Origin of the sequence: Pseudomonas sp. TWI628 (assembly GCF_039673865.1) — a bacterium.
Lineage (GTDB): Bacteria > Pseudomonadota > Gammaproteobacteria > Pseudomonadales > Pseudomonadaceae > Aquipseudomonas.
In genome coordinates this window covers 1-19,361 of the sequence record NZ_JBDJMM010000033.1, presented here as the reverse complement: position 1 = coordinate 19,361, position 19,361 = coordinate 1, and the positions used below count along the sequence as shown (strand labels likewise).

Annotated in this window: 24 protein-coding genes and 1 riboswitch; of the genes, 12 read left to right on the top strand and 12 right to left on the bottom strand. The window is 62.5% G+C overall.

Going from position 1 to position 19,361, the window contains the following annotated elements; genetic code table 11:
- Positions 1 to 31 precede the first annotated feature (31 nt).
- Positions 32 to 220, top strand: a riboswitch (yybP-ykoY riboswitch).
- A gap of 23 nt (positions 221 to 243) precedes the next feature.
- Positions 244 to 825, top strand: a complete 582-nt coding sequence (locus ABE528_RS22720) for a TMEM165/GDT1 family protein (RefSeq protein WP_178120082.1) — start codon at positions 244 to 246, stop codon at positions 823 to 825.
- Positions 826 to 937: 112 nt separating this feature from the next.
- Here the strand turns inward: ABE528_RS22720 and ABE528_RS22715 are convergent, their stop codons facing one another.
- From ABE528_RS22715 to ABE528_RS22700, 4 genes are all read right to left on the bottom strand, one after another.
- A complete protein-coding gene (locus tag ABE528_RS22715) occupies positions 938 to 1,753 on the bottom strand; it encodes a M48 family metallopeptidase (RefSeq protein ID WP_152956565.1) in 816 nt (271 codons plus the stop codon).
- A 79-nt stretch (positions 1,754 to 1,832) separates the two neighbouring features.
- The gene (locus tag ABE528_RS22710; RefSeq protein WP_346654114.1) at positions 1,833 to 2,453 is read right to left on the bottom strand and encodes an SOS response-associated peptidase; all 621 of its coding nucleotides are present in this window, start codon (positions 2,451 to 2,453) and stop codon (positions 1,833 to 1,835) included.
- A 15-nt stretch (positions 2,454 to 2,468) separates the two neighbouring features.
- Positions 2,469 to 2,729, bottom strand: coding sequence for a DUF2007 domain-containing protein (locus ABE528_RS22705; protein ID WP_152956563.1), 261 nt, complete (start codon positions 2,727 to 2,729; stop codon positions 2,469 to 2,471).
- A complete protein-coding gene (locus tag ABE528_RS22700) occupies positions 2,729 to 2,911 on the bottom strand; it encodes a CPXCG motif-containing cysteine-rich protein (RefSeq protein ID WP_027918329.1) in 183 nt (60 codons plus the stop codon). Before ABE528_RS22700 ends, ABE528_RS22705 begins: the two co-directional genes overlap by 1 nt.
- Before the next feature lie 123 nt (positions 2,912 to 3,034).
- Between ABE528_RS22700 and ABE528_RS22695 the strand changes: the two genes are divergently transcribed.
- Entirely contained in the window at positions 3,035 to 4,204 is a 1,170-nt protein-coding gene (locus tag ABE528_RS22695; RefSeq protein WP_152956562.1) for a 1-acyl-sn-glycerol-3-phosphate acyltransferase, read from the top strand.
- A gap of 33 nt (positions 4,205 to 4,237) precedes the next feature.
- Here the strand turns inward: ABE528_RS22695 and ABE528_RS22690 are convergent, their stop codons facing one another.
- Positions 4,238 to 4,498, bottom strand: coding sequence for a hypothetical protein (locus ABE528_RS22690; protein WP_346654113.1), 261 nt, complete (start codon positions 4,496 to 4,498; stop codon positions 4,238 to 4,240).
- Between the two features lie 160 nt (positions 4,499 to 4,658).
- Between ABE528_RS22690 and ABE528_RS22685 the strand changes: the two genes are divergently transcribed.
- The gene (locus tag ABE528_RS22685) at positions 4,659 to 4,865 is read left to right on the top strand and encodes a hypothetical protein (protein ID WP_152956560.1); all 207 of its coding nucleotides are present in this window, start codon (positions 4,659 to 4,661) and stop codon (positions 4,863 to 4,865) included.
- Positions 4,866 to 4,935: 70 nt separating this feature from the next.
- Here ABE528_RS22685 and ABE528_RS22680 read toward each other — a convergent pair whose 3' ends face one another.
- The gene (locus ABE528_RS22680; protein WP_054887481.1) at positions 4,936 to 5,520 is read right to left on the bottom strand and encodes a YajG family lipoprotein; all 585 of its coding nucleotides are present in this window, start codon (positions 5,518 to 5,520) and stop codon (positions 4,936 to 4,938) included.
- A 145-nt stretch (positions 5,521 to 5,665) separates the two neighbouring features.
- Between ABE528_RS22680 and ABE528_RS22675 the strand changes: the two genes are divergently transcribed.
- The gene (locus ABE528_RS22675; RefSeq protein ID WP_152956559.1) at positions 5,666 to 5,899 is read left to right on the top strand and encodes a hypothetical protein; all 234 of its coding nucleotides are present in this window, start codon (positions 5,666 to 5,668) and stop codon (positions 5,897 to 5,899) included.
- Between the two features lie 605 nt (positions 5,900 to 6,504).
- Entirely contained in the window at positions 6,505 to 8,010 is a 1,506-nt protein-coding gene (gene mqo, locus ABE528_RS22670) for a malate dehydrogenase (quinone) (protein WP_152956558.1), read from the top strand.
- A 55-nt stretch (positions 8,011 to 8,065) separates the two neighbouring features.
- On the opposite strand, the gene ABE528_RS22665 is transcribed toward mqo, so the two are convergent.
- The 4 genes from ABE528_RS22665 to ABE528_RS22650 all read right to left on the bottom strand — a co-directional run bounded on the left by ABE528_RS22665 (position 8,066) and on the right by ABE528_RS22650 (position 9,980).
- Positions 8,066 to 8,356, bottom strand: a complete 291-nt coding sequence (locus ABE528_RS22665; RefSeq protein WP_027918322.1) for a PA4642 family protein — start codon at positions 8,354 to 8,356, stop codon at positions 8,066 to 8,068.
- Positions 8,357 to 8,423: 67 nt separating this feature from the next.
- A complete protein-coding gene (locus ABE528_RS22660) occupies positions 8,424 to 8,894 on the bottom strand; it encodes a hypothetical protein (RefSeq protein WP_346654112.1) in 471 nt (156 codons plus the stop codon).
- Between the two features lie 52 nt (positions 8,895 to 8,946).
- On the bottom strand, positions 8,947 to 9,420 hold the full coding sequence (locus ABE528_RS22655; protein ID WP_152956556.1) for a WbuC family cupin fold metalloprotein: 474 nt from the start codon (positions 9,418 to 9,420) through the stop codon (positions 8,947 to 8,949).
- A 2-nt stretch (positions 9,421 to 9,422) separates the two neighbouring features.
- Positions 9,423 to 9,980, bottom strand: a complete 558-nt coding sequence (locus ABE528_RS22650; protein ID WP_152956555.1) for a hypoxanthine-guanine phosphoribosyltransferase — start codon at positions 9,978 to 9,980, stop codon at positions 9,423 to 9,425.
- Between the two features lie 160 nt (positions 9,981 to 10,140).
- On the opposite strand from ABE528_RS22650, the gene upp reads away from it, so the two are divergent.
- Both upp and ABE528_RS22640 read left to right on the top strand, forming a co-directional pair.
- Complete coding sequence (upp, locus tag ABE528_RS22645; RefSeq protein ID WP_152956554.1) at positions 10,141 to 10,779, top strand: uracil phosphoribosyltransferase; 639 nt, start codon at positions 10,141 to 10,143, stop codon at positions 10,777 to 10,779.
- A gap of 2 nt (positions 10,780 to 10,781) precedes the next feature.
- Positions 10,782 to 12,047 carry a uracil-xanthine permease family protein gene (locus tag ABE528_RS22640; protein WP_152956553.1) on the top strand — a complete coding sequence of 422 codons (1,266 nt, stop codon included), beginning with the start codon at positions 10,782 to 10,784 and terminating at the stop codon, positions 12,045 to 12,047.
- Between the two features lie 45 nt (positions 12,048 to 12,092).
- Here ABE528_RS22640 and hemH read toward each other — a convergent pair whose 3' ends face one another.
- Both hemH and ABE528_RS22630 read right to left on the bottom strand, forming a co-directional pair.
- Positions 12,093 to 13,106 carry a ferrochelatase gene (gene hemH, locus ABE528_RS22635; protein WP_346654111.1) on the bottom strand — a complete coding sequence of 338 codons (1,014 nt, stop codon included), beginning with the start codon at positions 13,104 to 13,106 and terminating at the stop codon, positions 12,093 to 12,095.
- 13 nt (positions 13,107 to 13,119) lie between these two features.
- Positions 13,120 to 14,025 (bottom strand): TIGR01777 family oxidoreductase, encoded by a 906-nt coding sequence (locus tag ABE528_RS22630; RefSeq protein ID WP_152956551.1) that lies wholly within the window; start codon positions 14,023 to 14,025, stop codon positions 13,120 to 13,122.
- 187 nt (positions 14,026 to 14,212) lie between these two features.
- Here ABE528_RS22630 and ABE528_RS22625 point away from each other — a divergent pair, with 187 nt between their 5' ends.
- The 5 genes from ABE528_RS22625 (at position 14,213) to ABE528_RS22605 (ending at position 19,293) form a co-directional block, all read left to right on the top strand.
- Positions 14,213 to 15,199, top strand: a complete 987-nt coding sequence (locus ABE528_RS22625; RefSeq protein ID WP_110638420.1) for an NAD(P)/FAD-dependent oxidoreductase — start codon at positions 14,213 to 14,215, stop codon at positions 15,197 to 15,199.
- A 108-nt stretch (positions 15,200 to 15,307) separates the two neighbouring features.
- The gene (locus ABE528_RS22620; protein ID WP_152956550.1) at positions 15,308 to 16,276 is read left to right on the top strand and encodes a DUF523 and DUF1722 domain-containing protein; all 969 of its coding nucleotides are present in this window, start codon (positions 15,308 to 15,310) and stop codon (positions 16,274 to 16,276) included.
- A complete protein-coding gene (locus tag ABE528_RS22615) occupies positions 16,266 to 17,165 on the top strand; it encodes a MerR family transcriptional regulator (protein WP_152956549.1) in 900 nt (299 codons plus the stop codon). The genes ABE528_RS22620 and ABE528_RS22615 overlap by 11 nt, the downstream gene beginning before the upstream one ends.
- Positions 17,156 to 18,598 (top strand): deoxyribodipyrimidine photo-lyase, encoded by a 1,443-nt coding sequence (gene phrB, locus ABE528_RS22610; RefSeq protein ID WP_346654110.1) that lies wholly within the window; start codon positions 17,156 to 17,158, stop codon positions 18,596 to 18,598. Before ABE528_RS22615 ends, phrB begins: the two co-directional genes overlap by 10 nt.
- A complete protein-coding gene (locus ABE528_RS22605) occupies positions 18,595 to 19,293 on the top strand; it encodes an SDR family NAD(P)-dependent oxidoreductase (protein WP_346654109.1) in 699 nt (232 codons plus the stop codon). The genes phrB and ABE528_RS22605 overlap by 4 nt, the downstream gene beginning before the upstream one ends.
- Positions 19,294 to 19,361: the final 68 nt, after the last annotated feature.

Here is a 19,361-nt window from a genome sequence, read left to right as displayed (position 1 = left end):
CTTGCCGAAATGGTTTCGGCTAGGCAGAATCCGCACCGTCCTAGGGGAGTAGTCTCCCGCGAGCGCCCTGCTCGCCCGGCACACGTCAACATACTTGGCCCACAGGCCATGGCGCGTGCGACCCAGCGACCTGCTCAGACAGGTCCTCGGTTTGACAAGACCTATGACACGCACACCTTACCCGGGGCGGGGAGGCTGTACGTGTCATAGCCGTGTCGACCCGCCCCCGTAGGAATCCTGATGCTGGAATCTCTGTTGGTCCCCACCGCAATCGTTGCCTTGGCCGAAATCGGCGACAAGACGCAATTACTCGCGCTCATCCTCGCCGCACGTTTCCGCAAGCCTTGGCCGATCATCGCCGGCATCATCGCCGCCACCTTGGCCAACCATGCCGCTGCCGGTGCCGTGGGTGCCTGGGTCGGTGGCTTCTTCAGCGAGTCGGTACTGCACTGGATACTCGCCGCGAGCTTCACCGCCACCGCATTGTGGACCCTGGTGCCGGACAAGATGGACGATGACGAGAACCCGGCCCGCCGCTTCGGCCCGTTCCTGACCACGCTGATCGCGTTCTTCCTGGCCGAGATCGGTGACAAGACCCAGGTCGCCACGGTGATGCTGGCTGCCCAGTATCCGCACCTGATCCTGGTCATCCTCGGGACTACCCTGGGCATGCTGATTGCCAACGTGCCGGTGGTGCTGGCGGGTAACTTCGCCGCGGAGAAACTGCCACTGACACTGATTCGCCGCCTGGCGGCTACGGCGTTCTTCGTGCTGGCGATCGTGGCCGTTTACTCGGCGATGAAGACCAGCGGTTGGGTGGGCTGATAGCTGCAAGCTGCAAGCTGCAAGCTGCAAGCTGCAAGCTGCAAGCTGCAAGCTGCAAGCAAACAAGGACTGCTTTGACATGTGGCTTGCAGCTTGAAACTTGTAACTGCTTTTATTTCTTGGCCGCTTCGTACAGCGGCATCACCTTGGGAATCGCCGCTTGCAACGAGGCAATCCGGCTGCTGGATGCCGGGTGAGTACTCATGAACTCAGGTGGCGCCCCTTCCGAAGCCTTGCTCATCTTGTTCCACAAGGTGATCGCGGCATTCGGGTCGTAACCGGCACGCGCCGACAATTCCAGGCCGATCAGGTCGGCCTCGTTCTCGTTGGCGCGACTGTTGGGCAGGGTCATGGAGTAGTTCACCACGGCATCGGCCAACGCCATGCTGTCCTGGCCCAGGCCAAGCAATGCACCCGCGCCCTGGCGTGCCATCTCCACGCCGTAGGCCTTGGACATCGCTTCACGGCTGTGCTCGCGCAAGGCGTGGGCGATTTCGTGACCGACCACTGCGGCGATTTCCGCATCGGTGAGCTTGAGCTGGTCGATCAGCCCGGTGTACACGATGATCTTGCCGCCCGGCCCGCAGTTGGCATTGAGCTCGTCACTCTTGATGACGTTGACTTCCCATTTCCATTGCGCGGCATCAGGGCGGAACTTGGGCGCCTGGGCGATCAGCCGGTTGGCGATGGTCTGCACGCGCTTGGCATCGGCACTGGACTTGTCCAGCACGCCTTTGCTCGACGCCTCGCCGAGGGTCTGCTGGTACGACTGGGCGTACATCTGGTTGACCTCATCGGTCGAGAGCATGCTGAACATGTACTGCTGGCGCTCGACGCCGACAGCACCGCCGCTGGTGGTATTCACCGCCTGGCAGCCGGCCAGCAGGATGCCAGCACTCAACAGACTGACGACAAAAGACTTACGCATGAAAACACTCCCTTTTTACATGCGCCGTATCCTAGGCTGAGTCACCCATACCCCGCCATAGCCGCAGGGAAGATTTTACCTAAGCGGGCGTCAGGCACTCCGGTGCGTCCAGTTTCGGGTCATTGACGAAGTTTGCCAGGGCCCGCTCGCGCAGTGTCGCCGGCGGGCTGGCAAGCAACTCGTGCAAGCGTGGCATTGGTGTGTCCGGGTCCAGCCAGGCGGCCTGGCCGGCAGCATCGAGAATCAGCGGCCGACGCTGATTCATCGCGGCTTGAGTCACCACCGCGCAGCTCAACCACACCTGGTCCTGCACCGGGTAGGCCTCCCACACGGCAGCAAAATATAGCGATGCGCCCTCCCCGGGCGTCAGCCAGTAAGGCCGTTTGCGCACCGTGCCGCGCCACTCGTAAAAACCGTTGGCCGGCATCAGGCAACGGCGCTGGCGAAACGCTTCGCGGAACATCGGCTGCTCGGCCAAGGTCTCGGCCCGGGCATGGGCGGGAGTGCGGGAAAGGTCGGTGAGCCAGGCAGGCGTCAGCCCCCAGCGCGCCTTGGCCAGCTGCTGCTGGCCGTCGACCTGGCGCTGGATCAGCACCGAAGCGCCAGGCGAGATATTCCATTGGGCCGGCTGGCCGGCAGGGAAACCCGGCAGGCTGGCCAGCGCCTGGGGCCAGCGAAACAGGGCGTAACGTCCACACATGGGCGATTTCAGAACCTAGCAGATCAAGGTACCGGGATGACTCTCCGGCTCGTCGCCGGCAAGCGGCTCGGCCCCATTGTACGCGTCGATCAGTTGCCGTGCGTATTCGGCCTGTTCGTCGGGCACCGCAAGCCCAAGCAGCCCCTGCAAGGGCAATTCACCCGCGCCGCCCATCAGGTCGCGACCGGCCAGGTGCACTTCGATGCCCTCACTGGCAAGCATGCCCACCAGCATTTCGGCCTCCAGCAGGTTTTCCGGTTCATAGATCCGCCGCATCAGTCGTTCTCACCGTAGACATCCAGCATCCATTCATCGCCATGAACCTGCAGCACGAAGCGGATAGGCTTGCAGCACACCTGGCAGTCCTCGATGTACTCCTGGTCGCCCCCGGACAGGTCCACTGTCGTTTCGACTTCTTCACCACAATAAGGGCAATCGTAGAACGCTTGTTCGAGCATCGCGGCCTCCGGGGTGACTTGTGCGTATAATTGCCGGTCTGTTTACAGGGCTTGCGTGTGCCCGAGCCGTTTTTCGGGCCCGACCCCTTACCTTATTACCCTAGCCGTTTCCAACAAGAGAGCATGATGGGCGAATTCGATGCCATCCGACCGTACGACGATGCTGAGGTCCCTGCCGTTCTGGCGCGCCTGCTCAGCGACCCGGCATTCCTCGATATCCTCACCCACTTCAAATTCCCGCGCGCCGCTGGCGCCCTCGGCTGGCTGCTCAAGCCGCTGATTGCCCGCCGCCTGCGCAAGGAATTCGCCGGCGTCACCTGCGTATCGACCTTGCAGGACAAAGTCGAGTACTACGTCGACCAGACCATCGAACGTGCCACCGACGGCGTCACCTACTCCGGCGTCGAACAGCTCAAGTCGGGCACGGCCTATCTGTTCCTGGCCAACCACCGCGACATCGTCATGGACCCCGCCTTCGTCAACTACGCGGTGTACCACGCCGGCCTGCCAACGCCGCGTATCGCCATCGGCGACAACCTGCTGCAGAAGCCGTTCGTCAGCGACATGATGCGCCTGAACAAGAGCTTCATCGTGCACCGCTCGATCAGTGGCCGCCGCGAAAAGCTTGCGGCCTACCAGTTGCTCTCGGCCTACATCAACCATTCGATCCGCAATGACGGCACGTCGATCTGGATCGCCCAGGCCGAAGGCCGCGCCAAGGACGGTGACGACCGCACCGATTCGGCGATCCTCAAGATGTTCCACATGAGCCGCAAGGACGAGCCGTTCGGCGCGGTAATCCAGAGCCTGAACCTGATCCCGGTGTCGATCAGCTACGAGTACGACCCCTGCGACCAGGCCAAGGCCCGCGAGCTGTACATCCGCGCCACCACCGGCACCTACAAGAAGGCACCGGGCGAGGACGACAACAGCATCGCCAAGGGCATCACTGGCTACAAGGGCCGGGTGCACATCCACTTCGCCGCGCCGGTGACCGAGTACTACGAGGACACCAAGCAGCTGGCACAGGAAACCGACCGGCAGATCCTCGGCGGCTACCGCCTGTTCCCGGTGCATTACCTGGCCTATGCGATGTGGAGCGAGAAGGACGAGGCACTGCAGGTGCCGAGCGCCGAGAAGGTGTTCCCGGCCGAAGAACTGGCCAAGGCCAGGGAAGAATGGCAGCGCCGGCTGGATGCCTGCCCCGAGGAGCAGCGGCCTTACCTGGTGTTGCAGTATGCAACACCGGTGCGCAACCAGTATCAGGTCAAGCAGCAGGCGCCTGTCGCCTGACCGGCTTGGGGCCGCCATGCGGCCCCAAGTATTTCAAATCCAGGTGCTGAACCAGGACAGCAGCAAGGCCATCGCCAGGCAGGAAAACCCGAGGATGTAGTAGTAGCGCGGCACGCGCTGGACGAAGGCATCCGCTGGCCCCTCTTCCACCGCCAGACTCTCGCGGGTGATCGCCTCACGCCGCCGAGCACTCTGCAGCAGCATCCCGCCTGGGCAGGTCAGCAAAAGCGCCAGCAGATTGATCAGCTTGGTAGGGTGGGCAGTAAGAAAGCCCCAGAGCACTTGCAACGACATCACGCAACCTCGGTCATAGCCACAGCGAAGCCCGGCATTCTACCGGAGTCCGCCCCGCCCGCCCGGCCTTGGCGACAAAGTGTCACTTGATTTCATCTGTCACATGCTCGTCATCAGGGCAGGCCACTCTATCGGCCTTTTCCCGTACCGGAGCTTGTTGATGCTGCACGCTGAAAACCAGGACCGTCTCTATCTCGTGGCTCAGAGCGATGAGCAGCAGGCGTTGATCGATGGTTTCGCCATCAATGTCCAGGACCGCCAGTGGCTGGTCTACTGCGCGCTCGGTGGGCACATGCACGAAGACCTGCCCGAGGTGGATGCAAGTACCGGCGTCAGCTTGCTGGATTTCCACATCGCAGCCGCCTAGGGCTGTCCAGGCAATAAAAAACCCGCTACCTGGCACGCAGGTAGCGGGTTTTTCGTTTGCAGCCTGAGGCTTATTCGCCCAGCACCTGACCGATGGTCGGGTCCTTGAACAGGCGGGTCAGCGCATCGCTCAGCACATCGCCCACCAGCTGGGTGTTGGTGTCCTGGTTCGGCGCCATGCCGAAACGCTGGTCCAGCGAAGCGCCGTAGCGGCCGCTGTAACGGCGGCTGGCATTCTGCACATCGGCACGGAAGGTGGCACCGATGGTGGCTTCGGTCACGTACAGGTTGTCCTTCGGCGACTGGTACTTCAGCTCAGCCAGGGTCACGGTCAGCTGCGGTGCGTTGTAGGCGTTCGGCGTCGGGGTGAAGCCGAGCAGGCGCACAGCGGCTTCGGCCTGGGCCTGCAGCTTGGGCACGACATCATTGCCACTGACGCTGATGGTGCTGGTCTCGGGGTACATGCCACCACGGGTACCCAGGGATTGCGAAGCACGCCCATCGACCACCTTGACCACCACTGGCTGGCCGTGACCGACCGGTGCGAGCTGAGCCTTGAGCGTGGGTTGCGGGCTGAGTTGTTGCGGGCTGTGGGCACAACCGACCAGGCTGAGGCTGGCCACGGCAATCAAACCGAACAACAGACGTTGCAACATGCGCGTTTCTCCAGAAAATACGGCAAAGGCCCACAGTATACCCAGCCAGGCACAGACCAGTCATCGGTCCGGCCCGCTTGTCACAATCGTTTCATGGCTGCGCCCTTATCCTTGCGCCAAGCCCAAACGCACAGGACGCATCGTCATGGCCTCGCTCTGGACACTGCTCTGCCAACGCCCGCGCCACAATGCCTATGCCCGCCTCGACGGCGAAGGCAAATGCCTGGCCTTCAAGCAATGCCGCCAGGCGCCAAGCGGCAGTGGATGGGTGCAGATAAGCGAAATCAAGCTCGCCTGGCTGGGCCGCGAACTGCCCGCCGAAGCCCGAGTTTGCGCACGCGCAAGCCGCCGCTGGCACCAGCGCATCCTCGCGGCCTGACAAACGCTGCAATAAAAACCACGAATTACGACCTTTCTGCCCGCGACATCGTTATAATCTCCCCCCGATTATAAGGACGTCTCCTGATCGGGCCCCGCATTTGCCGATTGACCCCGGCACCTTCACCCGCTTCGCCCACAGAGAGCCTTCCACTCAGGTCTTGCATCGGCTGTCGTGCCTGCTTTTCCGGCCCTTCGCACTGCATGAACCTGTGGGTTGCCATCGCGCAGTCCCCTTTTGAGGTTCACGTCTCCAAAAGAGCGTGAAAAAACGGTTTTTCACAACTTCACGAGAGTGTGGCGAGCAAATGAACAGTCTGGCATGTGCAAAAGCGGCAGATGTGTCCCGAACAGCCCTGAACAGACGGCAAAAGCGCTCATCCCGGATGAGTGTCTGAAGTCGTTCCATAGCGCACGCACGACACCTTGACCATTAGTCGAATTGCCGCACCTGTGGCAAACGGCGTTCAATACCTGAACCCGAAGACTGATTGGCGGTGTCCGCGGAAGTTGCAAGAACTGCGAAGAGTCGGACATGGCGATCCTGGCAACCCCAGTGGTCCTATGCTGTCAATTAGGTAGCTGTAGATTGTGGAGACGCGTTAAATGGCGCAGAACGAATCGGTTGATGTGGTACTGGTAGGCGCGGGCATCATGAGTGCCACCCTGGCCGTACTGCTCAAGGAGCTTGACCCGACCCTGAAGCTTGAGGTCGTCGAGGCAATGGACTCCGGAGCCGCGGAAAGCTCCAACCCCTGGAACAACGCAGGCACCGGCCACGCTGGCCTGTGCGAGCTGAACTACACGCCCCAGGCCGCCGATGGCAGCATCGACATCAAGAAGGCCGTGCACATCAACACCCAGTTCGAGGTCTCGCGCCAGTTCTGGGCTTACCTGAGCAAGAAGAGCACCTTCGGCTCGGCACGTGCATTCATCAACCCGGTCCCGCACCTGAGCTACGTCGAAGGTGACAAGGGTGTGTCCTTCCTCAAGAAGCGCTTCGAGCTGCTCAAGCAGCACCACGCCTTCGCCGAGATGGAATACACCGAAGACAAGGGCGTGATGAAGGAGTGGATGCCGCTGATGATGCCAGGCCGCCCGGCCGACCAGCACATCGCCGCAACCCGCGTGGCCAAAGGCACCGACGTCAACTTCGGGGCACTGACCAACAAGCTGCTCAAGGTACTGGGCGACAGCGCGGACGCGCAGGTCAAGTACAGCAAGAAAGTCGTCGGCCTGCGCCGTAACGGCAGCGGCTGGACCGTGAGCATCAAGGACGTCAACAGCGGCGGCACCCGCGAAGTCGACGCCCGTTTCGTGTTCCTCGGCGCTGGCGGCGCGGCCCTGCCGCTGCTGCAACTGTCCGGCATCCCGGAAAGCAAAGGCTTCGGCGGCTTCCCGGTGAGCGGCCAGTGGCTGCGTTGCGACAACCCGGAAATCGTCAAGCAGCACCAGGCCAAGGTGTACAGCCAGGCTGCGGTCGGCGCACCGCCGATGTCGGTGCCACACCTGGACACCCGCGTGGTGGACGGCAAGACTTCGCTGCTGTTCGGCCCTTATGCCGGCTTTACCACCAAGTTCCTCAAGCACGGCTCGCTCATGGACCTGCCGCTGTCGGTGCGCATGGGCAACATCGGCCCGATGCTGGCTGTCGCCCGCGACAACATGGACCTGACCAAGTACCTGGTCAGCGAAGTGATGCAGTCGATGGAGCAGCGCCTGGAATCCCTGCGCCGCTTCTACCCACAGGCCAAAGCAGAAGACTGGCGCCTGGAAGTGGCCGGCCAGCGCGTGCAGATCATCAAGAAAGACCCGAAGAAAGGCGGCATCCTGCAGTTCGGTACCGAGCTGGTGTCGGCACAGGACGGCAGCCTGGCAGCACTGCTCGGCGCCTCGCCAGGTGCTTCGGTAACCGTCTCGATCATGCTCGAGCTGATCGAGCGCTGCTTCCCCGAGCAGGCCAAAGGAGCCTGGGCTGCCAAGCTCAAGGAAATCTTCCCGGCTCGCGAGAAGGCCCTGGCCACCGACGCCGCGCTGTACCGCAAGATCAGTGCCGACAACGATGTGGCGCTGGAACTGGTGGAAGACAGCCCGGCCAAGCATTACGCCTAAGCCGGCCTGAAACGAAAAAACGCCCCTCGGGGCGTTTTTTTGTGCCTGGGCTTTATCAGCCGCGGGCCTTGGCGATGATCTCGACGTACTCCGGCGCGTTGCGCTGGTCGGCGATCACTTCGACGAAGGTCTTGCCGTGCTCGTCCTTGCCATCCAGGTCCAGGCCAGCCTCGACGAAGAAGCCCACGAAGCGCTCGAAGTCATCGACACGCAGGCCGCGGTAGCCCTTGATCAGTTTGTGGTGCGAAGGCGAGGTCACGCCATCGGCCGGCTCAAACTGGAGGAACGACTTGATGTAGTCGTCGCTGATTTCGTCACCAATCACCTGCTTCTTGTCTTTGCGCATTGCCGGCTCCAACTGACCATCATGGAATTTCGAAGGCCGGCAGTTTACCCCCCACAGGCCGCGCGCCTCAACGCGAACGTACGGTACCGGTGTGCAGGTCGGCCCAGATGTGGCCGTTGGCGTAGGTCAGGAACTGCACATAGACGGTCTCGTTGCGCAGCAAGTCCATGACTACCCGATAATCGCTGACCGGGTAATTGAGGCTCAGGGTACGGGTCTTGTCGTCGTACACCGGCTTCTTCAGGCTTTTGCCTGCCTCCGCGTCGAAATTGAGCAGCACCTGGCTGATGGTCGCGCCTTTGCTCAGTGGCTTGCCCTTCAGGCGCATCTGCAGCGAAGCGGTGATCGGGATCGGCTGTTGGTCGGACTGGCGCTGGGCACCCACCACTACCGAGTAGTCGGTCACTTGCAGCAATTGCTGGCCGGTCGGCGCTTCCTGGCGCAGGGCCTGGTCATCGGGCGGGAGGAACTGGCTGTGCAGCGGTGCGGCGGCGAGAGGCAGGCTCACCGCCAGCAGCAGGGGAAGAATCGCACGCATGTGAGGCTCCTTGGCATGAAGGAGCACTCTAGCATGCAGGCAACGGCAGATCTCAATCGAACTGCGCGAGCATCCAGGCCTGGTATTCAGCCACGCCAGGCTCACCTTCACGTGGCGCCCAGGGCGCGTGTTCCCCCTCGACCAACTGGCGATAAGGGCCGGCCTTGCATTCGAACATGATGGTGTTGGCTTCAAGCGCCACCAGGCCATGGTAGACGCCAGGCGGCAGGTCTACGCCCATGCACTCGCCGCCTGCTTCGAGGATGCGCGTGCTGGCCAGCGCGCCCTGCTCATCGAACAGCAACAGACCGATGCGGCCTTTAAGCGCCAGCAAGGTTTCCGCCTTGTCGTCGCTCAGGTGCCGGTGCGGGGCGATGTAGGTCGAGGGCTGCAGGCCGATCGCCAGGCGGTGGCAAGGGTCATCCATCTCATGAAAGTTGTGATGGTGCCGCAGACGTGGCGCCTCGGCGGCTTTTTGCGCCAGCCCGGTAAACAACGTTTGGTCGATGAATGCAGGCTGACTCATGATTACAGTCCCTTGACCGCGAAAATGCCGTTTGCGTTACGCCAGTAGCCTTTATAGTCCATTCCGTAACCAAAGATATAGCGATCGATGCACGGCAGGCCGGCATAGCTGGCCTTCAGGCCTGGGCTGGCCTTGCGGTCGTGGTCCTTGTCGATCAGCACGGCGGTGTGCACTGCGCGTGCCCCGGCATGCTTGCAGAACTCGATGATGGCGCTGAGGGTGTGGCCTTCGTCGAGAATGTCATCGACGATCAGCACGTCACGGTCGATGAACGACACTTCCGGCTTGGCCTTCCAGAACAACTCGCCGCCACTGGTCTGGTTGCGGTAACGGGTAGCATGGATGTACGAAACCTCCAGCGGGAACTGCAGGTGGGTCAGCAGTTTGCCGGCAAAGATCAGGCCGCCGTTCATCACGCAGAACACCACGGGGTTGGTGTCGTGCAGGTCCTTGCTGATCTGCTCGCCGACCTTGGCGATGGCCGCTTCGACTTCGGCTTCGTGGTACAGGCAGTCTGCCTCGCGCATGACTTGACGGATGTGCTCGAGATCAGCGGACATGGCGCTCTCCAGGGGTGCATTTTGGAAAAGCGGGCAAAGGTACGCATCCGCTCGTCACAGATCAAGCATTTATGGACTAACGTGCAAAAGGACTACACGACAGCAAAGGCTGAATAGATTAATCTATCGCGGTTTTTTTGCCCGCCTTTCGGAGCCCCCCATGCCTACTCGTGAGATCCGCCATCCGCTGATCCGCCACAAGCTCGGCCTCATGCGCCGTGCCGATATCAGCACCAAGAATTTTCGCGAACTCGCCCAGGAAGTCGGCGCGCTCCTGACCTACGAAGCCACCCAGGACCTGCCCCTCGAAACCTACGAGATCGACGGCTGGTGCGGCAAGGTACAAGTTGAAAAAATCGCCGGCAAGAAGATTACCGTGGTCCCGATCCTGCGCGCTGGCATCGGCATGCTCGACGGCGTGCTCAGCCTGATCCCGGGCGCCAAGGTCAGCGCCGTCGGCGTTGCTCGCAACGAGGAAACCCTCGAAGCGCACACCTACCTGGAAAAGCTCGCGCCGGACATCAACCAGCGCCTGGCCCTGATCATCGACCCGATGCTCGCCACCGGCGGTTCGATGGTCGCCACCATCGACCTGCTGAAAAAAGCCGGTTGCAAGGAGATCCGTGCCATGGTGCTGGTCGCCGCGCCAGAAGGCATCGCCGTGGTGGAAAAAGCCCACCCGGACGTACAGATCTTCACCGCCTCGATCGACCAGCACCTGAACGAGCATGGTTACATCGTCCCAGGCCTGGGCGATGCCGGTGACAAGATCTTCGGCACCAAGCAGAAGGACGCCTGACCATGCAGGACGGCTTCAACGACCCGCTATGGCGCCAGGTCGTCTCGGGCGCGCAGATGCTCTTCGTGGCATTCGGCGCGCTGGTGCTGATGCCGCTGATCACCGGCCTCGACCCGAACGTGGCGTTGTTCACCGCCGGCATCGGCACCCTGCTGTTCCAGCTGGTCACCGGCCGTCAGGTACCGGTGTTCCTGGCGTCGAGCTTTGCCTTCATCACCCCGATCATCCTCGCCAAGGGCCAGTTCGGCCTGGCCGAAACCATGGGCGGCGTGATGGCCGCAGGTTTCGTGTACACCTTCATGGGCCTGATGGTGAAGATCAAGGGCACCGGTTTCATTGACCGCATGCTGCCGCCAGTGGTGATCGGCCCGGTGATCATTTCCATCGGCCTGGCCATGGCCCCGATCGCCGCCAACATGGCGATGGGCAAGGGCGGTGATGGTGCGGCACTCATGCCGTACAAGACCGCCATGCTGATCTCCATGCCTGCGCTGGTGACGACCTTGGTCGTCGCCGTGTTCGGCAAAGGTATTTTCCGTCTGGTGCCGATCATCTCCGGCGTGCTGGTGGGTTTCGCCTTGTCGTTCGCCTTTGGCGTGGTCGACACTGCCAAGATCGCCGCCGCACCGTGGCTGGAAATTCCCAACTTCACCGCGCCAGCTTTCAACTGGCAGGCCATCCTGTTCATCGTCCCGGTTGCCCTCGCGCCGGCGATCGAGCACATCGGTGGGGTGATTGCAGTCGGTAGCGTGACCGGCCGCGACTACCTGAAGAAGCCCGGCCTGCACCGCACCCTGCTGGGTGACGGCCTGGCCACCACCGCAGCCGGCCTGTTTGGCGGCCCGCCCAACACCACCTACGCCGAAGTGACCGGCGCGGTGATGCTGACCAAGAACTACAACCCGAAGATCATGACCTGGGCGGCTGTGTTTGCCATCACCCTGGCCTTCATCGGCAAGTTCGGCGCGCTGCTGCAGAGCATTCCGGTACCGGTGATGGGCGGCATTCTGTGCCTGCTGTTCGGCTCGATCGCGGCGGTGGGCATGAACACCATGATCCGCCACAAGATCGACCTGGCCGAAGCGCGCAACCTGGTGATCGTTTCGGTGACCCTGGTGTTCGGTATCGGCGGCGTGCTGATCGGCAGCGGCGACGGCCCGGATGACTGGGGCCTGAAAGGTATTGCCCTGTGCGCCATCGTGGCCATCGCCCTGAACCTGATCCTGCCGGGCAATGACGGCTGGAAACACAAGAAGCTGGATGTGTAGGCGCGTTCTTGTGCTGCGAAGGGGCCGCATGGCGGCCCCCTCAATTCAGACCTTTTCGCACATCCCCGCCAACACCCTCACCCAATCCGGGTGATCATTCAGGCACGGCACCAGCACCAACTCCTTGCCGCCCGCCTCGACAAACTGCTCGGCGCCGCGCATGCCGATCTCTTCCAGCGTCTCGATGCAATCGGCAACGAACGCCGGGCACATCACCAGCAGCTTCTTCACCCCGGCCTTGGCCAGCTCGTCCAGGCGCGTCTCGGTGTAGGGTTCGATCCACTTGTCACGCCCCAACCGCGACTGGAACGACACCGACCACTTGCCATCCGGGATGCCCATCTTCGCCGCAAAGGCCTTGGCCGTGGCCAGGCACTGTCCGCGGTAACAAACGGCACGCACCTCGGCACTGGCATCGCGGCAGCAGTCGGCTGCGCGCAGATCATGCTTGCCGGCCGGGTACAGCTTCTTCAGGTGCCGCTCCGGCAAGCCATGGAAACTCAGCAACAGATGGTCGAAATCCTGCTCAAGGTAAGGGCGGGCACTGGCGACCAGCGCATCAATGTAATCAGGATGTTCATAGAACGGCTGCAGCACGCGCAGCTGCAACGGCAACTGGCGTTCGGCCAGCGTCTGCTTTGCCTGTTCCACCACCGTGGTCACCGTGCTATCGGCGAACTGTGGATAAAGCGGCGCCAGGGTCACCTTGCGCACACCCTGCGCAGCCAGACGCGCCAGTACCTCAGGCAATGCCGGCTCACCGTAGCGCATGGCGACTTCCACCGGCCCATGTGGCCAGTGCTCGACCATCGCCGCCTGCAGGCGCCGCGTCAGTACCACCAGCGGCGAGCCTTCATCCCACCAGATCGAGGCATAGGCGTGCGCCGACTGCTCAGGGCGCTTGACCAGGATCAACGACACCAGCAGGCGTCGCACCGGCCAGGGCAGGTCGATCACATAGGGGTCCATGAGGAACTGGTTGAGGTAGCGGCGCACATCGGCCACCGAGGTGGAGGCCGGCGAACCCAGGTTGACCAGCAGCAGAGCGTGATCGGTCATGCAGCGTCCTATGTCAGAGGCGGCTGGACAAGTTGCCCAGCGCCGATTGCAGATCGTTGAAACGGAAGGTGAAGCCTGCCGCCAGCAAGCGCACCGGGCGCGCTCGCTGGCCGCCCAGCAGCAAGGTCGAGAGCTCGCCGAGGCCGGCCTTGAGCAGCAAGCCGGGCATCGGTATGAACGCAGGCCGATGCAGCGCACGCCCCAGCGCCTTGGCGAAATCGCGGTTGCGTACCGGCTCTGGCGCGCAGGCATTATAAGGACCGCTGGCATCCTTGTGCTGCAAGAGAAAATCAATCAGGGCGATCTGGTCGTCGATGTGCACCCACGGCATCCACTGCCGGCCATCACCCAACGGCCCGCCCAGGCCCAGCTTGAACGGCAGGCGCAGGCGCGACAAGAAGCCGCCGTCACTGGCCAGTACCAGCCCGGTGCGCACCAGTACCACGCGCATGCCAAGCTGCTGCGCGCGCTGGGCGGTTTCTTCCCAGGCAATGCACAGCTGGCTGGCGAAGTCTTCGCGAACTGGCGGCGAGGCTTCGGTCAGTTCGCGCTCGCCGCCATCGCCGTACCAGCCCACGGCGGAACCTGAGATCAACACCTCCGGGCGCTGTTCACGGCTGCCCAGCCAGGCCAGCAATTGCTCGGTGAGGGTGATGCGGCTGGCCCACAGCAGGTTGCGGCGTGCCGCCGACCAAGGCCGATCGGCGATCGGCGCACCGGCCAGGTTGACTACCGCGTCCACCTGTTCATCGGCGCCCAGATCGTCCAGCCGGCCAATGCCGCGCACCCCGCTGCCACACAATCGCGGCACTTGTTCAGGGCGTCGGCTCCACACGGTCAGACGATACCCCTTGCCGAGCCAGTACTGGCAAAGGTGCTGGCCGATCAACCCGGTACCACCTGTCAGCAATATATGCATGGCTGTGTCCTCGCAGCGTGCGCCCATGGTCTATTTTTAAAAACAAGGCACTTTTCCAGACCCATCGCTCTCGGATAACCATAGGCCAACATGCCTATGAAGCGGAATAACCTTATACAAAGATTTTGTATTGTACAGGTTTACCTGACAGCGTAGTCTGCCTACAGCAAGGTTCGAAGAGGCCATCATGACAGTACCTATTGCCATCATCGGTGCCGGTATCGCCGGCCTGTCCGCCGCCCAGGCGCTGCAAAAGGCCGGGCAGTCCGTCCACTTGTTCGATAAAGGCCACGGCAGCGGTGGGCGCATGGCCAGCAAGCGCAGCGAAGCTGGCGCGCTTGACCTGGGCGCGCAGTATTTCACCGCCCGCGACCGGCGCTTCGTCGAGCAGGTGCAACAGTGGGTCGCCGCCGGCTGGGCCGAGCAGTGGAAGCCGCAGCTGTACAACTACCGTGATGGCGAACTCACCCCCTCCCCCGACGAACAGACCCGCTGGGTCGGCGTGCCACGCATGAGCGCCATCACCCGCGGCCTGCTCAAGGACGTCACGGTGAACTTCGGTTGCCGTATCGCCGAAGTATTCCGCGGCAAGCAATTCTGGCACCTGCAGGACACTGAAGGCTGCAGCCATGGCCCGTTCAGCCGCGTGGTGATCGCCGTGCCCGCGCCGCAGGCCACCCAATTGCTGGCCGCTACGCCCAAGCTCGCCGCCGTGGCGGCCGGTGTGCAGATGGAGCCGACCTGGGCCGTCGCCCTGGCCTTCCAGACACCGCTGGATACACCAATGCAAGGCTGCTTCGTGCAGGACAGCGCGCTCGACTGGCTGGCCCGCAACCGCAGCAAACCCGGCCGCGAAGAACACCTCGATACCTGGGTGCTGCACGCCACCTCCGACTGGAGCAAGCAGCACATCGACCTGGCCAAGGAAGAAGTGATCGAACATTTGTGGGGGGAATTCGCCGAACTGGTCGGCTGCGTGGTACCGGCTCCGAGCTTCGCCCTGGCCCATCGCTGGCTCTATGCGCGGCCGACCAGCAATCACGAATGGGGCGCACTGGCCGATGCCGACCAAGGTTTGTATGCCTGCGGCGACTGGTGCCTGTCAGGCCGCGTCGAAGGTGCCTGGCTCAGTGGCCAGGAAGCCGCGCGACGGCTGCTGGAGCACCTCGAATAACATCATTCGGCAAAACTATACAAAAATACTAGTTTGCATAAGTTTCTGGTTGTGCTGGAATGAACTTGTACGAGCTCACTTCCTTGTACAAGTTTTCTGGAGACCGCCATGCACGAACCTGCCCCCGCACATAAGCCCCGCATCGCCATCAGCGCCTGCCTGACCGGCCATAGCGTGCGTTACAACGGCGGGCACAAGGCTTCCGATCTATGCCGTGAACAACTGCAAGCGCATTTCGATTGGTTACCGGTATGCCCTGAGGTCGCCATTGGCCTGGGCGTACCACGCGACCCGATTCGCCTGGTCGGTAACCCCGCGCAGCCTAGCGTGGTCGGCACACGCAACCCAGGCACAGACTTGACCGGCCCATTGCGCAACTATGGCGAGCAGATGGCCAATGAGCTCGATGACATCTGTGGCTACATCTTCATGCAGAAGTCCCCTTCCTGCGGCCTGGAGCGGGTCAAGGTCTATCAGGACAACGGTCATGCTGCGCCGCAAGGTGGCACAGGCGCCTACGCCGCCGCCTTCTGTGCCCGTCGCCCGGACCTGCCGGTGGAGGAAGAAGGACGCCTGCACGATCCCGTGCTGCGCGAAAACTTCATCAGCCGCGTCTATGCCTACGCCGACTGGCAACAGTTGCTGGCGCAAGGGTTGAGCCGAGGCGCCCTGGTGCGCTTCCATTCACGCTACAAGTACCTGCTGATGGCGAACAACCCCCAGGCCTATCGCCAGCTCGGCCGCCTGCTGGGCAGCATGAGCCGTGAGGATGACCCCGAACAGATCGGGCCTCGCTATTTCAGCCAGCTGATGCAGGCCCTGCGGCGTTGCGCCAGCCGGGGCACCCATTGCAATGTCTTGCAGCACCTGAGCGGCTACTTCAAGGACTCGCTGACCCAACAGGACAAAGCCGAACTGCAGCACATCATCGGCCAGTACCAGCAAGGCGAGGTACCGCTGGTGGTGCCACTGACGCTGCTCAAGCATCACTTGCGCAAGCATCCTGATCCTTATCTGCAGCAGCAGACCTACCTGCAGCCGCACCCTGCCAGCCTGGGACTGCGCAATGCTGTCTGAAACGCTCGTGCCGATTGGCGAACTGGCCCGGCGCACCGGCGTCAACCCAGTCACCTTGCGCGCCTGGGAGCGCCGCTATGGCCTGCTCAAGCCGCAACGCACCGCCAAAGGGCATCGTTTGTATGGGCAAGACCAACTCGAGCGGGTGCAAGCGATTCTCAGCTGGCTTGAACGCGGTGCTTCGGTCGGTCAGGTTCGTGAGCTGCTCGACCAGCCGGTAGAGCGTGCACCGATGGGCGACTGGCAACCGCGCCAGCTGCAGTTGATCGAAGCCATTGCCCACCTCTCCCAACGCAGCCTCGACCAGCAACTGAACCAGGTGATGGCCTTGTACCCCGCCGTGACGCTGTGTGAACAGTTGCTGCTGCCGCTACTGGAATCCCTCGCCATGCGCTGGCGCAGCCACTTCAACGCGCGCCTTGAACAGGTGTTTTTCCATACCTGGCTGCGCAGCAAGCTAGGGGCACGGGTGTACCACGACAATCAATCGTTGCAGGGGCCCGCCGTGCTGCTCTGCGAAGACAGCGAGCGCCCGTTCGACGCCAGCCTGTGGCTATGCGCCTGGCTGCTGAGCAGCAACGGCATCCCCGTAGAAGTCTTTGAGCAACCCGTGGGTGGCGCGCAACTGCAACGCGCCGTGGTCACCCTGCAACCACGGGCAGTTCTGATGCACCTTGGCCCCCGTATCGATGCCAACACCTTGCTGCGCACCTTGCAGGGCATCGCCGGGACCAAGCTGCTGGGCGGCGCCACCCTCGCCTTGCACCAGGCCCAGCTGCACGCTTTCGATCTGCCCGACCTTTTCCTGTTCGATACCCCGCAGGCGGCATTGCGTGTGCTGCAAGGCAATGCCCGCCGGCCTGTAGAGACGAGTGCCCCATGCAACTGATCTGGCTGCGCAGTGACCTGCGCATCGATGACAACTCTGCCCTCAGCGTCGCCTGCGAACGCGGGCCGACCGTGGCCTTGTGGCTGGCCAGCCCCGGCCAATGGCAGGCCCACGACGACGCTGCCTGCAAGGTCGACTTCTGGCTGCGCAACCTGCGCCAGCTGCGCCAGGGGCTGGACCAACTGAACATCCCCCTGCTGGTGCGCAACATCGACACCTGGGACCAGGCACCGGCCGCACTGCTCGAAGTCTGCCGCCAGCACAACATCAAGGCAGTGCACTGGAACGATGAATACGGCATCAACGAAACGCGTCGCGATGCGGCCACGCGCAAGCTGCTGGAGGATTCCGGTGTCCGCGCCCACAGCTACCTCGACCAACTGTTCTTCCGCCCGGGCACTATCCTGACCCGCAGCGGCGACTACTTCCAGGTGTTCTCCCAGTTCAAGAAGGTCTGCCTGGAACACCTGCACCGCAGCCTGCCATCACTGGCCCGGCGGGTGAAACGCCAGCAGCCTCTGGATATCAGCAGCGACCCGATCCCGCAGCATATCGAGGGCTTCGACAAACCTGCCCGCGCACTGAGCGAACACTGGCCCGCTGGCGAAGACGAAGCGCAGGCGCGGCTTGCCCGCTTTATCGATGAAACGGTCGAGGACTATGGGCATCTGCGCGACCTCCCGGCCAAGCCTGGCACCAGCCAGCTTTCAGCCTACCTGGCCGCAGGCGTGATTTCGCCCCGCCAATGCCTGCATGCCGCCCTCGCCCACAACCGCGGCGAGTTCGACAGTGGCAGCAGCGGCGTCCAGACGTGGATCAACGAGCTGCTCTGGCGCGAGTTCTACAAACACATCCTGACGGGATATCCACAGGTCTCCAGGCATCGTGCCTTCCGCGCCCAGACCGAAGCCCTGCCTTGGCGTAATGCGCCTGACGACTTCAAGGCCTGGCAGGAGGGACGTACCGGGTTCCCCATCATCGACGCAGCCATGCGCCAACTGCTGCACACCGGTTGGATGCACAACCGCCTGCGCATGATCGTCGCCATGTTCCTCAGCAAGAACCTGCTGATCGACTGGCGCCTGGGCGAACGCCATTTCATGCGCCATCTGATAGACGGTGATCTGGCCGCCAACAATGGTGGCTGGCAGTGGAGTGCCTCCACCGGCACCGACGCAGTACCCTATTTCCGTATCTTCAACCCGGTTTCCCAGTCGCAGCGGTTCGACCCCGAGGGTCGCTTCATCCGCCACTGGCTACCCGAATTGCGGGGGCTGGATGAAACGTCCATCCACCAACCCGTGAAGTCTGCGGATCTTTTTGCTAATAATTCCTACCACAGTCCGATTGTCGATCTCGGCAGCAGTCGCCAGCGTGCATTGGAAGCCTTCAAGGGGCTACCACGCCGGCAGGATCAGAGGGCAGTATCTTGAACAACTCGCGTAGTTTCTGGGTTACGGGGGCCAGCAACGGACTGGGTCTGGCCCTGGTGGAGCGATTGCTCGAGCAAGGGCATCGGGTTGCCGCAAGTGGCAAGGGCAGCGAGGCGCTGCAGGCCTTGGCCGTGCGCCATGGTAGCCGGCTGTTGAGCCTGCCTTGGCAATTGCATGAAGAAGGCAAGGCCGCCAACGCGGCAGAGCAGATATGCCATGCCTGGTGCTCGCTGGACGTGTTGATCATCAACGCCGGGACCAGTGACTACCTGGCCGATGGCGTGGCCGACAGCGATGTGTTCGAGGCCATCGTCAATGACAACCAACTGGCTGGCGAGCATTGCCTGGCCAGCGCGCAACCGTTGTTGGCACAGGGGCATCAGCCGCAGGTCATGGCGATTTTCAACCGTTATTCGGCCTTGCAGCTCTACTCGCCGACGCAAGTGTCGGCGGGCTGGAACAATGTGCCGCAGTGGGCGCGTGAGCAGCGCCAGGCGTTGAAGGACCAGGGGATTGACCTGACCGTGGTGGCACCGCAGTCACTGAAGACGCCGGTGACTTCCGTGCAGGCTGTTCCGGATGCCTGGACGCCGCAGAGTGCTGCGGATGAGCTGCTGTCTCGCTTGGCGTTGCGCGAACCGGAGTTGGTGCTGGAAGTACTGGATATCCCCAGCTTATGGCCATTGCCTCGTTGAGACAGGCGATTTCAGGCCCGGGGAGGTGTGGGGGAAAACCTCCCCCCATCCCACAACAAAGAAAAAAA

Bases quoted from the DNA above. Each gene is read 5' to 3' on its own strand.
- ABE528_RS22715 (WP_152956565.1), bottom strand. From the start codon at position 1,753: ATGCGTAAGTCTTTTGTCGTCAGTCTGTTGAGTGCTGGCATCCTGCTG.
- ABE528_RS22710 (WP_346654114.1), bottom strand. From the start codon at position 2,453: ATGTGTGGACGTTACGCCCTGTTTCGCTGGCCCCAGGCGCTGGCCAGC.
- ABE528_RS22705 (WP_152956563.1), bottom strand. From the start codon at position 2,729: ATGCGGCGGATCTATGAACCGGAAAACCTGCTGGAGGCCGAAATGCTG.
- ABE528_RS22700 (WP_027918329.1), bottom strand. From the start codon at position 2,911: ATGCTCGAACAAGCGTTCTACGATTGCCCTTATTGTGGTGAAGAAGTC.
- ABE528_RS22695 (WP_152956562.1), top strand. From the start codon at position 3,035: ATGATGGGCGAATTCGATGCCATCCGACCGTACGACGATGCTGAGGTC.
- ABE528_RS22690 (WP_346654113.1), bottom strand. From the start codon at position 4,498: ATGTCGTTGCAAGTGCTCTGGGGCTTTCTTACTGCCCACCCTACCAAG.
- ABE528_RS22685 (WP_152956560.1), top strand. From the start codon at position 4,659: ATGCTGCACGCTGAAAACCAGGACCGTCTCTATCTCGTGGCTCAGAGC.
- ABE528_RS22680 (WP_054887481.1), bottom strand. From the start codon at position 5,520: ATGTTGCAACGTCTGTTGTTCGGTTTGATTGCCGTGGCCAGCCTCAGC.
- ABE528_RS22675 (WP_152956559.1), top strand. From the start codon at position 5,666: ATGGCCTCGCTCTGGACACTGCTCTGCCAACGCCCGCGCCACAATGCC.
- mqo (WP_152956558.1), top strand. From the start codon at position 6,505: ATGGCGCAGAACGAATCGGTTGATGTGGTACTGGTAGGCGCGGGCATC.
- ABE528_RS22665 (WP_027918322.1), bottom strand. From the start codon at position 8,356: ATGCGCAAAGACAAGAAGCAGGTGATTGGTGACGAAATCAGCGACGAC.
- ABE528_RS22660 (WP_346654112.1), bottom strand. From the start codon at position 8,894: ATGCGTGCGATTCTTCCCCTGCTGCTGGCGGTGAGCCTGCCTCTCGCC.
- ABE528_RS22655 (WP_152956556.1), bottom strand. From the start codon at position 9,420: ATGAGTCAGCCTGCATTCATCGACCAAACGTTGTTTACCGGGCTGGCG.
- ABE528_RS22650 (WP_152956555.1), bottom strand. From the start codon at position 9,980: ATGTCCGCTGATCTCGAGCACATCCGTCAAGTCATGCGCGAGGCAGAC.
- upp (WP_152956554.1), top strand. From the start codon at position 10,141: ATGCCTACTCGTGAGATCCGCCATCCGCTGATCCGCCACAAGCTCGGC.
- ABE528_RS22640 (WP_152956553.1), top strand. From the start codon at position 10,782: ATGCAGGACGGCTTCAACGACCCGCTATGGCGCCAGGTCGTCTCGGGC.
- hemH (WP_346654111.1), bottom strand. From the start codon at position 13,106: ATGACCGATCACGCTCTGCTGCTGGTCAACCTGGGTTCGCCGGCCTCC.
- ABE528_RS22630 (WP_152956551.1), bottom strand. From the start codon at position 14,025: ATGCATATATTGCTGACAGGTGGTACCGGGTTGATCGGCCAGCACCTT.
- ABE528_RS22625 (WP_110638420.1), top strand. From the start codon at position 14,213: ATGACAGTACCTATTGCCATCATCGGTGCCGGTATCGCCGGCCTGTCC.
- ABE528_RS22620 (WP_152956550.1), top strand. From the start codon at position 15,308: ATGCACGAACCTGCCCCCGCACATAAGCCCCGCATCGCCATCAGCGCC.
- ABE528_RS22615 (WP_152956549.1), top strand. From the start codon at position 16,266: ATGCTGTCTGAAACGCTCGTGCCGATTGGCGAACTGGCCCGGCGCACC.
- phrB (WP_346654110.1), top strand. From the start codon at position 17,156: ATGCAACTGATCTGGCTGCGCAGTGACCTGCGCATCGATGACAACTCT.